Here is a 16,083-nt window from a genome sequence, read left to right as displayed (position 1 = left end):
AAGTATTGGAGGGATTTTAATGATTAGTGGTATCATTATGGCATCGGGATATTCAAAACGCTTCAATGACAATAAATTGCTATTTAAAATAGATTAACACTACGTAATATCAAAGGGGAGAGTAAGTATGGAAAAAATTTATGACGTAATCATAATCGGTGGAGGACCAGCAGGCCTATCTGCAGGATTATATGCTGGAAGATCAAAAATGGATGCCTTAGTTATTGAAAAGGGAAAAAAGGGTGGGCAAATAGTATCTACAGATGAAGTAGTGAATGTGCCCTGCTCAGTAAGAGAGACTACGGGTCCTGCTATTATAGAAAGGCTTATAGAACAGGTGGAAAGCTTTGGAACGACTATTGTAAAAGACAATATTAAAGAGGTGCTTCTAGAAGGCGAAGTAAAGGTATTAAAGGGAATGGAAAAGGAGTATAAGGCTAAATCTGTAATTATTGCTAACGGAGCAAAACCAAGATTATTGGGAGTACCAGGTGAAGCCAAGCTAACAGGTAAAGGTGTTTCCTATTGTGCCACCTGTGATGGAGACTTTTTTACAGACCTAGAGGTTTTCGTTGTAGGGGGTGGAGACTCTGCTGTTGAGGAAGCCATGTTTTTAACAAGGTTTGCTAAAAAAGTAACTATACTATGCAGAGAAAGTGCCTTAACCTGTGCAAAGTCCATAGCTGAAAAAGTTAATTGTCATGATGGGGTAGAAATAATTTATAACACTGAAATAGTTGAAATTCAAGGTGAAGGTATCGTTGAATCAATGATAATTAAAAACAATAGAACTGGGGAAGAAAAATTAATTAAGGCTGATGAAGAGGATGGAACATTTGGAATATTTGTGTTTATTGGCTTCATTCCTCAAACAGAAATATATAAGGATAAGCTGACTATGGAATATGGTTATATAGTTACAAACCAAGATATGCACACAAATATTGAAGGTGTTTTTGCAGCTGGAGATTGTAGAGTAAAATCATTAAGACAGGTTGTTACAGCCATTGCAGATGGAGCGATTGCTTCAGTACAGGCAGAGAAATATATAGAAAGCAAAGTATGTAATACACATAAAGCAAGCTAAATCCAATTTAACATAAACAGAACTTAGCTCAGGCGGAGCCTATACTCCACCTGAGCTTTATTTGAACTTATTTTAAAGTTAATCTACACTTATTCATAACAAAAGAAGCAAAGATATTAATAACCACATGATAAAAATGTATAAAAAATTCTGTAAAAATAAACAAGTTTATTATATAAACATATGTACAAATAAATCATAACTATGATATAATTATTATGACTATTAGATGTAGACAAAATTTTCACAAGGGCAACGTTTTCATGAAGCTTTAAAAAATAATATTTTTATGTAAAGGAAGGAGTGGAATTAAATGAAATTAGAATTAGGCAATTTTCATGTAAAAGACATGATATTTGGTGATAAAACAGCATATTGTAATGGTATTTTAACCATTAACAAGGAAGAAGCATTGGCTGTTGTCAGAGAAGACGAGAGCATCACAGAAGCTGATCTCGTTATCGTTAAGCCAGGAGATAAGGTAAGACTGGTACCAGTTAAAGAAGCAATTGAACCAAGACACAGAATTGGCGGAGGCCCGTTATTCCCAGGAGTAACAGGAGATTTACAACAGGCTGGAAACGGTAAAACCCTAGCTTTAAAGGGCTGTAGTGTATTGGTTGTTGGTAAGCATTGGGGTGGCTTCCAAGATGGACTTATTGATATGAGTGGAGAAGGAGCAAAATATACTTACTACTCACAGCTAAAAAACTTAGTTTTAGTTGCAGACACAGATGAGGATTTTGAAAAAAATGAGCAGCAAAAGAAGAATCGTGCATTAAGATGGGCAGGAATGAGATTAGCAGAGTATGTTGGAGCATGCGTAGCTGAACTTCAACCTGAAGAAACTGAAACATATGAATTAGCTGCAGTTACAAAGAGAACTGAAGAAGAAAACAAACTACCAAATGTAGTTATAGTATTACAACCTCAATCACAGATGGAGGAGTTAGGTTATAATGATCTATGCTACGGATGGGATTGTAATAGGATGGTACCAACCTTTATGCATCCTAATGAAGTGTTAGACGGTGCTATGATATCAGGATCATTCATGCCATGCTCCTCAAAGTGGTCAACCTATGACTTTCAAAATTTCCCAATGATAAAAAGATTATACCAAGAGCATGGAAAGACTATTAATTTCCTAGGAGTAATAATGTCTAACCTGAATGTGGCATTAGAGCAAAAGCAAAGGGCAGCTCAATTTGTTGCACAAATGGCTAAATCACTAGGAGCAGATGCAGCAATAGTAGCAGAGGAGGGTTATGGTAACCCTGATGCTGACTTTATTGCTTGTATAGTAGCGTTAGAAGATGCAGGAGTAAAGACTGTTGGATTAACAAATGAGTGTACAGGTAGAGATGGAGCATCTCAACCATTAGTAACATTAGATGAAAAGGCAGATGCTATAGTTTCTTGTGGTAATGTATCTGACTTAATTAAGCTACCGCCAATGGAAACTGTAATAGGTGAACTTCAGGCCCTTGCTAGAGACGGACTATCTGGTGGATGGGATAATGATGCAGTTTTAGGACCATCAGTTAAAGAAGACGGATCAATTATAATGGAAAACAATGCCATGTTCTGTGGAGATCAAGTTGTTGGATGGTCTACAAAGACAATGAAGGAATTTTAGGGAGGTGTAAATAGATGAAAAAAGCGATTTTATATTTAAATCAGTTTTTTGGACAAATTGGTGGTGAAGAGCTTGCTGATCATGCCCCTGAAATTAGAGAAGGGCTAGTAGGACCAGCAATGGAGTTAGATAAGCAGCTTGGAGAAGATGTTAAAGTAACCCATACCATAATCTGTGGAGACAACTTTATGGGGTCTAATCAAGAAGAAGCTATTAACACTATTATAGGCTTTTTAGAAGATAAAGAATTTGATATATTCTTTGCTGGCCCAGCCTTTAGAGCTGGAAGATATGGTAGTGCCTGCGGAAACATTTGCAAGGCTGTGAAGGACAAGTTTAAGGTGCCAGTAATTTCATCCATGAATGATGAAAACCCTGGAGTTGAAATGTTCAAAAAGGAAGTATATATCTTTAAGGGTGGAGCCAGTGCTGCAGCCATGAGAAAAGATGTAAAGGCAATGGCAGCATTTGGATTAAAGCTTTTAAAGGGCGAAGACCTTTTACCTGCTGAAGAAGAAGGCTACTTCGGTAGAGGTGTTAGATCTCAGGTTTGGTTAAATCCACCAGTTAATGCAACTGATAGAGTTATAGATATGCTATTAAAAAAGGTACATGGAAAACCATTTGTTAGTGAGCTTCCAATACCAAAGGCAGACCTTGTACCAATTGCACCAGCATTAACGGCAGAGGAATTAAGTAACATAGAGGTTGCTATTGTCACCTCTGGAGGAATTGTACCAGTTGGAAATCCAGACAGAATTCAATCAGCATCAGCAACTAAGTGGGGTAAATATGATATTTCTCAATTAGACGATTTAGTTAAGGGTGAATACATGACAATTCACGCTGGCTTTGACCCTGCAGCTGCCAATAACGATTCCGATGTAATTGTACCATTAGATGCTTTAAGGGCATATGAAAAAGAGGGTAAAATTGGTGGAGTATATAAGTATTTTTACTCAACAGTAGGAACAGGAACAACACAGGCAGAGGCTGCTAGAATGGGAAAAGAAATTGCTGCTGAATTAGTTGAGGCTGGAGTTAAGGCAGTTATACTAACCTCAACATGAGGTACCTGCACACGTTGCGGAGCAACGATGAACAAAGAAATTGAAAAAGCAGGTATTACAATAGTTCAAATGGCAAACCTTATCCCCGTTGCCAAAACAGTGGGAGCAAATAGAATGGTACCAACCATATCTATTCCATACCCATTGGGAGACCCAAATACCCCGAAAGAACAACAATGGAAGCTTAGATACCACAGAGTTGGGGTGGCCCTAGATGCATTAACTACTGACATTACAGAGCAGACAGTTTTTAAAGTAAAGTTTTAAACAACCCTAAATGAAACTAGTTATACTGGTCTTACAAAAAAGTAGGACTAGTATAACTATTAATCACATTATGGGTTGTTAAAAAAATAACTTAAGGGGGATGTAAGTAATGGAAAAAAAGCAAAGTAATTTAGTTTTATTCGTTTCACTTGCTGTCGTAATTGCCATAGTTTTATGGGGATTATTTTTACCAGGCCATTTTGAACAAACAGCAACCGGACTTTTTAATTTCTTAGTTGGTAATTTCGGATGGTTTTATTTAGTTTCAATGTTTTCATTTGTGGGCTTTTCTGTATGGATTGCCTTCAGTAAATACGGAAAGGTAAAGCTTGGAAAAGATGAGGACGAGCCAGAGTATAGCTTTATATCATGGTTTGCAATGCTTTTTAGTGCTGGTATGGGTATTGGACTTGTTTTCTGGGGAGTTGCGGAGCCTTTACATCACTTCCTTGCACCATTAGGCATTGAAGGAGGAACACCTGAAGCAGCTAGCTTTGCAATGAAAAAATCCTTTTTCCACTGGGGACTTCACCCATGGGCAAATTATTGTGTATTAGCTTTAGCCCTTGCTTACATGCAGTTTAGAAAGGGTAAACCAGGACTTATCAGTAGTATATTTATTCCACTAATTGGTGAAGCTAGAGCCACTGGGCCAATAGGAAAACTAATAGATATCTTAGCAATATTCGCAACGGTAGCAGGTGTTGCAACTTCATTAGGCTTAGGAACCCTTCAAATTAACAGTGGACTTAATTATATGTTTGGTGTACCTGAAAATGCTACAGTTCAAATAATTATTGTAGCTGTGGTTACAGTATTATTCATGATCTCTGCTGTTACAGGTCTTGACAAAGGTATTAAGTTCTTATCTAATGTAAACGTTAGCTTAGCCAGTATTTTAGTTTTAATAACTTTAATTGTTGGACCAACTCTATTAATTATAAATTCCTTTACAGAGGGTATTGGTATGTACGCTGGTGAGTTTATTAGGGACAGCTTCCATATTGAAGCCTTTGGTAATGGTGAATGGTTCGGTTGGTGGACTATTTTCTACTGGGCATGGTGGATAGCTTGGGCACCATTTGTAGGAACCTTTATTGCACGTATTTCTAAAGGTAGAACAATAAAGGAATTTGTTGCGGGAGTTTTATTAGCACCTACAGTTGCTTCTTTCATTTGGTTTGCTGTGTTTGGTAGTGCAGGTATAAATCTAGGAACAGAAATTGCTACAGAAGCAATTAAGTCTACTCCAACTGCCTTCTTTGTAGTAATGGGCAATTATCCATTAGGTGGACTTATTTCATTAATTGCAGTAGTTCTACTATGCACCTTCTTTATAACTTCTGCAGATTCAGCCACATTTGTATTAGGTATGATGTCATCAAACGGTAATCTTAATCCTGATAATGGTAGAAAGCTAGCATGGGGCTTTGTACAATCGGCTATGGCCTTGGTGTTAATGGTAATCGGAGGCTCTGGCGGCTTAGGAATGCTTCAAACTGCCTCTATTGCAGCTGCCTTCCCATTTGCATTTGTTATGCTGTTTGGAATGGTATCAATGGTAAAGGCCCTTAGAGAGGATTATCAAGATAATATAGCTAAGAAAGAAGATTTAATGAATTAAAAAGATAGTTCAAGCTTTTGAGCAAGGGGAGCATATAGTATGTACCCCCTTGCTTTATTTTTTGGGCATTATATTAAAACCTCTAGCTTTGCATATAGGAGTATTTTAAAAAAGTATTAAACCAGAGACATACTTATTGATGATAATAGTTAAATAGGTTAAGATTAATTATAGAAGATTTACTTGAAGGGAGAAAAATAATGAACTTAAGTCACTTAAACAATATGCAACAGCAGGCTGTTAAACATACAGAAGGACCATTACTTATATTGGCTGGAGCAGGCTCTGGAAAAACCAGAGTATTGACCCATCGAATTGCCTATCTAGTAGAGGAGCTTGGAATAAACCCATATAATATTCTAGCCATAACCTTTACCAATAAGGCTGCCAAGGAGATGAAGGAAAGAATAGAAGCCCTATTAGGCAATAATTATAGAGATCTATGGGTAAGCACCTTTCACTCCTCCTGCGTAAGAATACTACGATACGATATAGATAAAATCGGCTATAAAAAGAACTTTGTAATATACGATACTTCAGATCAAGGTGTTGTTATAAAGGAATGCTACAAGGCCTTAAATATTGATGAAAAATATATTCATCCTAAGTTAGCATTGGCGGAAATAAGTAAAGCTAAAGATCAATTAATTAATCCAAGTAGCTATCAAGAGATTTATGAAGGGGATTATATTAAGAGAAAAATCAGTGGAATATATAGAATGTATCAAGATAAACTTAGGAGTAACAACGCTTTAGACTTTGATGACTTAATTATGAAGACAGTAGAGTTATTTTTAACAAATCCAACAATACTTAGCTATTATCAAGAAAAATTTAAATACATTATGGTGGATGAGTTTCAAGATACAAACTACTCCCAATATAAGCTTGTCAGCCTTTTAGCGAAAAAGCATAAAAACCTTTGTGTGGTTGGCGATGATGATCAATCTATATATAGCTGGAGGGGAGCAGATATAAGAAATATTCTTGGTTTTGAAAAGGAATTTCCTGATACAAAGCTAATTAAGCTTGAGGAAAATTACAGATCTACCCAAAATATTTTAGATGCTGCTAATTTTGTTGTTGCAAACAATAACCACAGAAAGCAAAAAAAGCTCCATACAGCCAATCCCAAAGGAGCAATTATACAATACTATAGGGCAAATAATGAATACGAAGAGGCACAGCATATGGCGATAGCCATACAAAAAGAAATTAGAGAAGGGAATAAAAGCTATGCTGATTTTGCCATACTATATCGTACCAATGCACAATCCCGTGTTATAGAGGAGCTTTTTATGAAGGAGAATATCCCCTACAAGCTATATGGAGGGGTTCGCTTCTATGACAGGAAGGAAATAAAGGACATATTATGCTATTTGAGGATGATAGACAACCCAGTTGACGATATAAGCCTTCAACGTATTATTAATGTCCCCAAAAGAGGAATTGGATTAAAATCTATAGAAAAGGTGGCGGACTATGGAGCTAAAAAGGGAGAAAGTCTTTTTACCGCCCTCCTTGAAGTAGACAAAATAGCTGGACTTTCTGCTAGAGTAAAGGAACAGGTGAAGAGATTCACAGACCTTATTATAGACCTTATCAATAGAAAAAGTAATATGACAGTTACCGATATACTTAATGAAATTTATAATAAAACAGGCTATATAGATGGATTAATACAGGAAAATACAGTGGAGGCACAGGGAAGAATTGAAAACCTACAGGAGTTTAAATCTGTTACCATGGATTTCGATAAGAATTCTGAAATAAAGACTCTGGAAGAATTTCTAGCAAGAACCTCTTTAGAGTCATCAATTGACCAAATGGAGGGTGAAGCAAATGTTGTAAGTCTTATGACCCTTCACAGTGCCAAAGGATTGGAGTTTCCAATAGTCTTTATTCCAGGAATGGAGGAGGGAATATTCCCATCCCATATGTCGTTAAAGGAAAACAATGAAGAAGAGGAACGACGTCTATGTTATGTAGGAATTACTAGAGCTATGGAAAAGCTATATGTATCCCATGCTGTAATGAGAACTTTATATGGGCAAACAAGCTATAATGGTATTTCAAGGTTTATAAATGAAATACCACCTGAGCTGATAACAAAGGAGGCCCCCTATGAGAGGAAAAAAGAAGTTGAAAATATGCAAACCTCACCTTTATTTAGAGGAGACCTAATAAAACCTAATAGACAAAAAGAAGGGGTTAAGCAAAGTGGAGAAATTAAGGCTGGTTCTAAAATAAAGCATCCTAAATTTGGAGTAGGTACTGTTGTTGCAGTAGATGGTGACATGCTAAGCATTGCATTTCCCAATGGGGGTATTAAAAAAATAGCCAGTACCTTTGTGAATTTGGAAATAGTTTAGAAATAACAATTAGTAATGAGAAAAACATAATTAAAAATTAAAAGTTAAAAGTTAAAAGTTAAAAACATAATTTTCAATTCCATAATTATATATTGGAGGTGGCTTTATGGACAAGCAGCTTAGAATTAAGCAGTTAGTAAAAGAGCTTAATGAGCATAATTATAGATATTATGTTTTAGATGAACCAGTTATAAGTGATAAGGAGTATGATGAGCTCTACGATGAGCTTACAGCCCTTGAAAATGAAACAGGAGTTATTGAGGAGGATTCACCTACAATAAGGGTAGGTGGTGAGCCACTAAAAAGCTTTCAGACCCACAGACATATTGTTCCATTATGGAGCCTAGATAAATCAAAATCTGAAGAAGGGCTTATTTCATGGGATGCTAGAATAAAAAGACTTATAGGGGAAAGCGATCTCTCTATCGAATATGTTTTGGAGTACAAGTTTGATGGCTTAACAATAAATCTTACTTATGATGAAGGTAAATTAGTACAGGCCGCCACTAGAGGTAACGGAGTTGAAGGTGAAGGCATTTTTCAGCAGGTGAAAACCATAAAATCCGTTCCCCTAACAATCCCATATAAAGGGAAAATTGAAGTGCAGGGGGAAGGATTAATGGCCTTATCGGTATTAGAAAAATACAATGAAGCTACAGATGAGCCCTTAAAAAATGCAAGAAATGCTGCGGCTGGTGCACTAAGAAATTTAAATCCAAAGGCTACAGCAAAAAGAAATCTTAATGCCTTCTTTTATAATGTAGGCTATATATCTGAGGATAGCTTTAATACACATATGGAAATGATAGACTTTTTAAAAAACAACAGGTTTCCTGTAAACAATTATATAAAGCATTGTAAAGACATTTATGAAGTTATAAAGGAAATACAACAGGCAGCTGAAACATTAACCCAGCAGGATTATTTAATAGATGGCATGGTTATTAAAATAAATAATATGAAAACAAGAGAAGCATTAGGATATACCCAAAAATTTCCTAGATGGGCTATGGCATATAAATTTGAGGCTAAGGAAGTTACAACTAGGTTAAACAATGTAGTATGGCAGGTGGGACGTACTGGTAAGCTAACACCTTCAGCAGAGCTTCAGCCTGTGGACATAGGTGGAGTAACAGTTAGTCGAGCTACCCTAAACAATTGGGATGATATTCAAAGGAAAAGGGTTAAGCTAGGCTGCAATGTATGGCTTAGAAGATCAAATGATGTTATACCAGAAATCATGGGGGCTATAGCTGAAAAATGTGAAGATGCTAAGGAACTAGAAAAACCACAGCATTGTCCTGCATGTGGCAGTGAAATAGTTGAAAAGGGGGCGCATATTTTTTGCCCTAATTCATTATCCTGCAAACCACAATTAGTATCGAGAATAGTACATTACGCCAGTAGAGATGCTATGGACATAGATGGCTTTAGTGAAAAGACAGCCCAACAGCTTTTTGAAGAGGTTGGTTTAAAGGATATAGCAGACTTGTATCATCTGAAATATAATGATATTATTGGACTAGAAAGGTTCGGTGATAAAAAAGCAAGAAACCTTCTTGAGGCAATAGAAAAAAGTAAGGATTGTCAGTTGGATGCATTTATATATGCACTTGGAATTCCCAACGTTGGTAAAAAATCTGCATCCGACCTAGCGAAGCATTTTAATACACTGGAGGCTGTTGTGGAGGCTAAATATGAAGAGCTAATCAAGCTGCCAGATTTCGGTGATGTAGCAGCAAATAGTATTATTGAGTTCTTTAAGGATAAGACAATATTACATAGTATAGATAAGCTATTAAAGGCAGGAGTAAATCCAGTAAATAATAAGGATCACAAGGCAGTTAATAATGCCTTTACAGGTAAAACAGTAGTTGTGACGGGTACATTAGAAGGCTTCAGTAGAAATGAAGTTAAAAAGCTTTTAGAAAATATGGGGGCAAAGGTATCAGGAAGCGTCAGTAAAAATACAGATTATGTCATTACAGGAGAGGATGCAGGCTCGAAGCTAAAAAAAGCTGAAGCTATCCTTAATAGTGGCGTTGCGACAAATTTACAGATAATTGACGAGAAAAGCTTTAAAGCTATGATATCAGTAGAGTAAAATCTATTATAAGGGGATTATTTTAAAAGGGGTAGAAGAGTTATGAAACTAAAGGGGTTAAGCTACATACTTATTGGTGTGTTGTTATCTATAATTATATTACTTACTGCTGTAGATTTGGTTACATTCAATGTAAACCATTATCTAAAATCCTTCGAAAAGCACCAAATTCCTAATGTAACAGGAAGAACCGTGGAAGAGCTACGTTTTATAATAGAAGACCTGCTTGAATATTTAAAGGATCAACGTAAGCTGCTGGATACAACGGAAATTATAGAGGGCGAAGAAAGACAAATTTTTGGTGAACGGGCGGTTTTACATATGATTGATGTTAAGGCTCTATTTGTTGGTGGAGCATTATTACGGAATTTTTCAATTCCATTATTATTAATAATATTAATATATAATATATGGAAGGATTCAAAATGGAAGAAGAACCTGGCTAAAACACTGTATTATACCGCCACAGTAAATATTCTACTGTTATTTACCCTACTATTACTAATGAATATAGATTTTAATAAATACTTCACCTATTTCCATTATATTTTCTTTGATAATGACCTATGGATACTTGACCCAAAGACAGAAATACTAATACAAATGCTTCCTGAAAAATTCTTTTTTGAAACAGCAACTAAAATAATAACAGTCTACATGCTATCAATTATAACCTTTGGCATATTTGGTTTTTTGTATAATAGGAAAAACAAAGGCTTAGGTATTTAACACCCTTTTCAAAGCCTCTTTAAATGCTTTTTCATGCTCTTCTTCAGCCTTACTAAGCTCTTTAAAAAACATAGCTATTTCTTTAAAGCCTTCCTCTAAAGCTACCCTTTCATACTCCTTGTAAAGGGTATGGCTTTCATAAACCTCACCTTGAATAGCATCCCTTAGGTTTGACTTAGTATCCTTTACGCCATTTAAAAAGCTAAGGATTTCCTTTGCGTGTTTTTCTTCTTCATCGGCATTTGCTATAAAAAGATTAGCCACCTCTGAAAAACCTTCCTTCTCAGCTACTGCACAATAGTATTTATACTTATTTCTGGTTTGACTTTCTCCTGCAAAGGCATTCCATAAATTTTTTTCAGTTTGGGTTCCTTTAAGCTCCATATATATCCTCCTCAATGTTGATAATGAAATCTAATGCTATTTTAACATAATACAATATAAATTAGGAAATGGATTTAAAAATATTTTATTCAAATGTTATTAATTAATATTTTAGGGTATAAATCTGCTTTTTTATGATAAACTTGTTGACTGAAAAAAATACTATGATAGAATTTTTAATAAGTAAAACTGATACTCATTATCATATAGGGGGCTTCAAAATATGTCTATCTATCAATTAAAGGGTAAAAACTCGTGTATTATAGAAAAAATACCACAGGTGGCGTTATGAAAATCCCTAGGTATTAGAGAAGGATTGAAGGTGAAGGTTATGAGCAAACAACCTTTGGGAGGACCCATTGTAGTTTCTATGGGGAACAGAAGTATTGCAATTGCAAAGGATGTTGCAAATCAGATACTGGTTAAGGAGGTTCTTTAATTGAGTTGTCATACACAAGAAGCTCATATACATACAAAATCAGGTCAATTAAAGATCCTATTAATGGGAAACCCCAACGTAGGTAAAAGCGTAGTTTTTTCTAAATTAACTGGAATGGATGTAATTGCATCCAACTACACCGGTACAGCTGTAACATTTACTAAAGGAAATATAAAATTTCAGGGAAATGAAGGAGTCCTTATTGATGTTCCAGGGACTTATTCATTAGAGGCTACTTCATTAGCAGAAGAAGTAGCCGTTAATATGTTACAAAATGAAAACGCAGATGTAATTATATGCGTTTTAGATGCTACAAATTTAGAGAGAAATTTAAATTTTGCCTTGCAGCTACAGCAGTACAATACACCCATTGTGTTTGCCCTAAACCTAACGGATGTAGCAGCACGGCAGGGTATAAAAATAGATATAGACAAGCTATCTAAGGAGCTTGGTGCCCCTGTAGTACCAACTGTAGCAATAAGAAATATTGGACTAAGGGATATTTTAAAGGAAGCATGGAAGCTATCAGAGGAAAAGTCCATTGAATACAATGGGGTACCAGATAATCAGGATGAAAGGTGGCAAAGGGTTGGTAGAATTATTGAAAATGTTCAACAGGTTGAGCATAGACATCCCACCTTTTTAGAAAAATTAGGTGATGCCTTAATGACTCCCTTGGCTGGAATTCCTGCTGCTATACTGGTTCTTATCCTTTCACTAGGTGTTGTCGTTGGTGGAGGAAAAGCCATTAGGTCCCTTCTACTATTACCAATATTAAATGGCTACTATGTTCCGTTTATAACCAATTTAGTTTCAGGCTTTGTTTCCGATGGATTAATATATAATGTTCTCGTTGGGGAGTATGGGATGCTGATAAAGGGAATTGAATGGCCCTTTGCACTAATTCTTCCCTATGTGTTTTTATTTTATATTGTATTATCGTTTTTAGAGGATAGCGGCTATCTACCAAGATTAGCAGTATTGGTGGATGGAGTTTTACAGCGTATTGGAATACAAGGGGGAAACATAGTACCAATGATTATGGGCTATGGCTGTGCTGTTCCTGCAATTTTAGGAACCCGTGCTGCGACAACCTTAAAGGAAAGAATAATTGTTGCCTCGGTTGTATCGTTGGCTGTACCGTGTGTTGCACAGACAGGTGCCTTTATTGCACTTTTAGGGGATAGATCAGTTTTTGTTTTATTATTAGTGTATTTCATATCCTTATTAGGTATCTTTATAGGTGGAATGGTGTTAAATAAAATGCTTCCAGGAAAAACAGATCCAATTTTACTGGAAATCCCAAATCTATTGATGCCAGATAGACAATCCTATATTAAGAAGATTCTCATAAGGACAAAGCACTTTATGGTGGAGGCAGAAATTCCAATGCTACTGGGGGTAGGCTTTGCTGCACTTGTAGCTGAAACAGGAGCATTAAATGTAGTAGGCACTTATATAGAGCCCATCATAGAGGGCTGGTTAGGCCTACCTAGAGAAGCCACTATCGGACTAATACTTGGTATAATCCGTAGAGAGCTGGCTGTTCTGCCTTTATTAGAGCTAGATTTAACTACTCTACAATTACTGGTTGCTTCAGTTGTTGCATTATTCTACCTACCCTGCTTATCGGTTTTAGGGGTACTAATAAAGGAGTTTAAAGTGTCAACAGCATTAATTATAGGAGGATCCACCTTTGTAGCTGCATTCTTATTGGGTGGTTTTATTAATCAGGTTGGCAGCTTAATTGCATCACTATTGTAAAAGATAGAAGAAGGAGGAAAACAACATGAAGTTCATTCCCTTTATTACCAAAGAAATTGAGAAAATAATGTCGATTTCTCCTTTTCTAATTAAGCTCTGTAGCTTATACTACAAAAGAATTGTTAGTAATGAAATTAAGCTTGGTGCTATAACCAATAAAGATAGGGTATTATGTATTGGTGGAGGACCAATACCTGCAACTGCATTGGAAATAGCCTATAAAACAGGGGCTATAGTGGATGTAATAGATGGTGATCCAGATGCTGTAGATATAGCAAGAAAGGTTGTTAAAACCTTAAGAATATCAGACAAGGTAAAGATTGAGCATGGAATAGGGCAAAAGGTTGATGCCTCCGACTATTCTGTTATACATGTGGCATTACAGGCATGTCCACATGACAGTATATTGAAAAATGTATGGGGAAAGGCTCCAATAGGTGCAAGGATTTTAATGAGGTGTCCTAAGGAATCATTAGCCCATTGCTATACTGCATTGTCAAAGGAAGCCTATTGCTATCAATGCAAGCAAATAGAACAGAATAATTTACTATGAAGTCTACCCTGCTATTTACAAAAAAATGGAGGACTACCTATGAAACACAGAGCAAAGTTCCTTATAATAGCACTAATGGCGTTACTGGCTCTTCTTTGGCTAGTTGACTTTAAAGAGGTTTACAACGGTATTAAGGCATTAGACTTTAAGGTTTTATTACTTGCCTGTTTAATGCAAATAATTACAGTATTATTAATTAATATCCAATGGTACGGAATAGCTAAAATTATCGGAGAAAAGATTAGCTTTACTGGACTATTACACACCAATTTAGTGGGAACATTTGTTGAAAGCATTACCCCCTCAGTAAAGGCTGGAGGAGAAGCTGCAAAGGTCTATTCCTTAAATAAAAAGCTAGGCTTATCTTTAGGTAAGGCAACTGCTATGGTTGGTCTACAGAAAACCGTCAGCATCTTGGCTTTTTTTGTAATAAACATAGTAGCCATATCAGGCTTTCTACTAAAGGTAAAACCTCAGGAGGCTTATGTAAAGCCCTTAATAATAGCCCTCATATTTCTTGTTGCACTATTGGTTGTATTAGCTTTAGTAGTATTTAAGCCAGAAAAAGCTATTAAGGCTGTGGTTAAAATTACAAGGCTAGATATAAAAAATAAATGGTTAAAAAACATTGAAATTTTCAAGGAAACTGTAAATGAAGCTATTAAATACAAAAGAGGATTTGTAATGCAACTAATGCTATCCTTTGTTATCTGGGGATTTTTTGCCCTAAAGGCATTTATAATAGCCTATGGACTACAGCTTAATTTGGACTTTTTTACAATAGCTATAGTCACTTACCTAACTTATATGGTTGCAATGGTACCGCTACTCCCTGGTGGTTTAGGCTCCTTTGAAGGTAGTATGGTGTTTTTAATGGTCCCCTTTGGGATACCAGCCTATAAAAGCTTAGCTTTTGCTATTGCATTAAGATTTGTCACCTTTTGGTTTGTGTTTTTAATAAGTGCCATCTACCTAGCTATTTATAATCTAAATGGCTTTTATCATGACATAAAGAAAAAAGATGTAAATGTGCAAACATCTTGAAAACAGTTCCCACTATGTGAACTGTTTTTTCCTTTGAATTGAATAGCAGCCTATAGTAATGGGAAGCCTTATAATAATTGATTTTTCTTATTATTCTTCTTTCCTTTATAGTAGCCACATCTATTATCGGTGGGATTTGTTACAGAGGTTACATGGGTCAATGTACATTGTCCATCATTTTGATAAATACAAGAGCTGGTAGTGCAATGTATTGTCATCATAAACAACACCTCCTAGTAATAGAATGTATCAGTTTTTTACTTTAAATGTAATGTAATTATTACTATTTTTTTATTAATTTACATAATGCAGGGTGATTTAATGCTGTTCTCAGATTATAAAGATACTGGCTTTCTTTATCATATAGCCCCTATAACCGATTTAGAAAAAATATTAGAAAATGGCATCAAATATGATGATAAAGAAAGCTATGCCAATAAATACATACAGCTACATACATTTATTGATAATGAAAGACCTAAGCATATTCCTAATTGGGTTATAAGAAAAAGAGCTATTTTTGCATCATTGAATTATAGAGATAATACACGATTCCACTCCCATACTGTAGTTCTGGCAGTTAAGGTTCAACCGGAAAAATGCTGGATAGCCAATGAAAATCTTGCCAATAAAATCTATGAGCCACTAATTCTACAAAATACTAAATGTTTTAAAGAGGCTAAAAAATACATAGACACAAAGGGTAGAGCTTTAGCAGAGGAATACTGGAATACATCCCTAAGCTTTTTGGAAAACCTTCACAAAAGATATGATGCTATATATGGCTATGATGCAGAGGCCTTGATCCAGCATACAATTACACCAAATAATATTAAACCCCTGCTTATTGTAACAGATCATAGGGTATACTCAATAGAACAGTGGAGAAAATGCTTCTGTATATTTTAAGGGCAATAAAAATCACAAAAGGCTTGTTGTATTTGAATTGTTAATTGCCTTATAATTATATTAGATAGACAGCTAAAGGTAGTGTTAAGTAACTTATG

Annotated in this window: 14 protein-coding genes; 12 read left to right on the top strand and 2 right to left on the bottom strand. The window is 35.7% G+C overall.

The annotated features are described in order from the left end of the window. Positions 1-127 precede the first annotated feature (127 nt). From F8154_RS09935 to F8154_RS09905, 7 genes are all read left to right on the top strand, one after another. On the top strand, positions 128-1,087 hold the full coding sequence (locus tag F8154_RS09935) for an FAD-dependent oxidoreductase (RefSeq protein WP_151861467.1): 960 nt from the start codon (positions 128-130) through the stop codon (positions 1,085-1,087). A gap of 313 nt (positions 1,088-1,400) precedes the next feature. After that, positions 1,401-2,726, top strand: a complete 1,326-nt coding sequence (locus F8154_RS09930; protein ID WP_151861466.1) for a glycine/sarcosine/betaine reductase component B subunit — start codon at positions 1,401-1,403, stop codon at positions 2,724-2,726. A 14-nt stretch (positions 2,727-2,740) separates the two neighbouring features. Beyond that, entirely contained in the window at positions 2,741-4,063 is a 1,323-nt protein-coding gene (gene grdH / locus F8154_RS09925; RefSeq protein ID WP_151861465.1) for a betaine reductase selenoprotein B, read from the top strand. Positions 4,064-4,172: 109 nt separating this feature from the next. After that, on the top strand, positions 4,173-5,687 hold the full coding sequence (locus tag F8154_RS09920; RefSeq protein ID WP_151861464.1) for a glycine betaine uptake BCCT transporter: 1,515 nt from the start codon (positions 4,173-4,175) through the stop codon (positions 5,685-5,687). A 200-nt stretch (positions 5,688-5,887) separates the two neighbouring features. After that, positions 5,888-8,059, top strand: coding sequence for a DNA helicase PcrA (gene pcrA / locus F8154_RS09915; protein ID WP_151861463.1), 2,172 nt, complete (start codon positions 5,888-5,890; stop codon positions 8,057-8,059). A gap of 106 nt (positions 8,060-8,165) precedes the next feature. Further along, positions 8,166-10,163: an NAD-dependent DNA ligase LigA gene (gene ligA / locus F8154_RS09910; RefSeq protein ID WP_151861462.1), complete on the top strand. Its 1,998-nt coding sequence runs from the start codon at positions 8,166-8,168 to the stop codon at positions 10,161-10,163. 42 nt (positions 10,164-10,205) lie between these two features. Next, complete coding sequence (locus F8154_RS09905) at positions 10,206-10,892, top strand: TIGR01906 family membrane protein (protein ID WP_151861461.1); 687 nt, start codon at positions 10,206-10,208, stop codon at positions 10,890-10,892. Here the strand turns inward: F8154_RS09905 and F8154_RS09900 are convergent. Continuing rightward, complete coding sequence (locus F8154_RS09900) at positions 10,881-11,276, bottom strand: rubrerythrin family protein (protein ID WP_151861460.1); 396 nt, start codon at positions 11,274-11,276, stop codon at positions 10,881-10,883. The two genes, F8154_RS09905 and F8154_RS09900, sit on opposite strands and share 12 nt — an antisense overlap. 304 nt (positions 11,277-11,580) lie before the next feature. Between F8154_RS09900 and F8154_RS15400 the strand changes: the two genes are divergently transcribed. The 4 genes from F8154_RS15400 to F8154_RS09880 are packed head-to-tail and all read left to right on the top strand — an operon-like array spanning position 11,581 to position 15,076. Further along, a complete protein-coding gene (locus F8154_RS15400) occupies positions 11,581-11,715 on the top strand; it encodes a FeoA family protein (RefSeq protein WP_279237178.1) in 135 nt (44 codons plus the stop codon). Beyond that, the gene (locus F8154_RS09890) at positions 11,716-13,479 is read left to right on the top strand and encodes a ferrous iron transporter B (RefSeq protein WP_243141224.1); all 1,764 of its coding nucleotides are present in this window, start codon (positions 11,716-11,718) and stop codon (positions 13,477-13,479) included. 25 nt (positions 13,480-13,504) lie between these two features. Further along, positions 13,505-14,032 (top strand): class I SAM-dependent methyltransferase, encoded by a 528-nt coding sequence (locus F8154_RS09885; protein WP_151861459.1) that lies wholly within the window; start codon positions 13,505-13,507, stop codon positions 14,030-14,032. A gap of 39 nt (positions 14,033-14,071) precedes the next feature. Continuing rightward, positions 14,072-15,076, top strand: a complete 1,005-nt coding sequence (locus F8154_RS09880; RefSeq protein WP_151861458.1) for a lysylphosphatidylglycerol synthase transmembrane domain-containing protein — start codon at positions 14,072-14,074, stop codon at positions 15,074-15,076. Positions 15,077-15,144: 68 nt separating this feature from the next. Here the strand turns inward: F8154_RS09880 and F8154_RS15110 are convergent, their stop codons facing one another. Next, complete coding sequence (locus tag F8154_RS15110) at positions 15,145-15,297, bottom strand: hypothetical protein (protein ID WP_192930241.1); 153 nt, start codon at positions 15,295-15,297, stop codon at positions 15,145-15,147. An 85-nt stretch (positions 15,298-15,382) separates the two neighbouring features. On the opposite strand from F8154_RS15110, the gene F8154_RS09875 reads away from it, so the two are divergent. Further along, complete coding sequence (locus tag F8154_RS09875; RefSeq protein WP_243141223.1) at positions 15,383-15,985, top strand: hypothetical protein; 603 nt, start codon at positions 15,383-15,385, stop codon at positions 15,983-15,985. Positions 15,986-16,083 lie beyond the last annotated feature (98 nt).

This window comes from Alkaliphilus pronyensis, assembly GCF_009017275.1.
Classification (GTDB): Bacteria; Bacillota; Clostridia; order Peptostreptococcales; family Natronincolaceae; genus Alkaliphilus_C; species Alkaliphilus_C pronyensis.
This window is presented reverse-complemented; position numbering and strand designations above follow the sequence as displayed.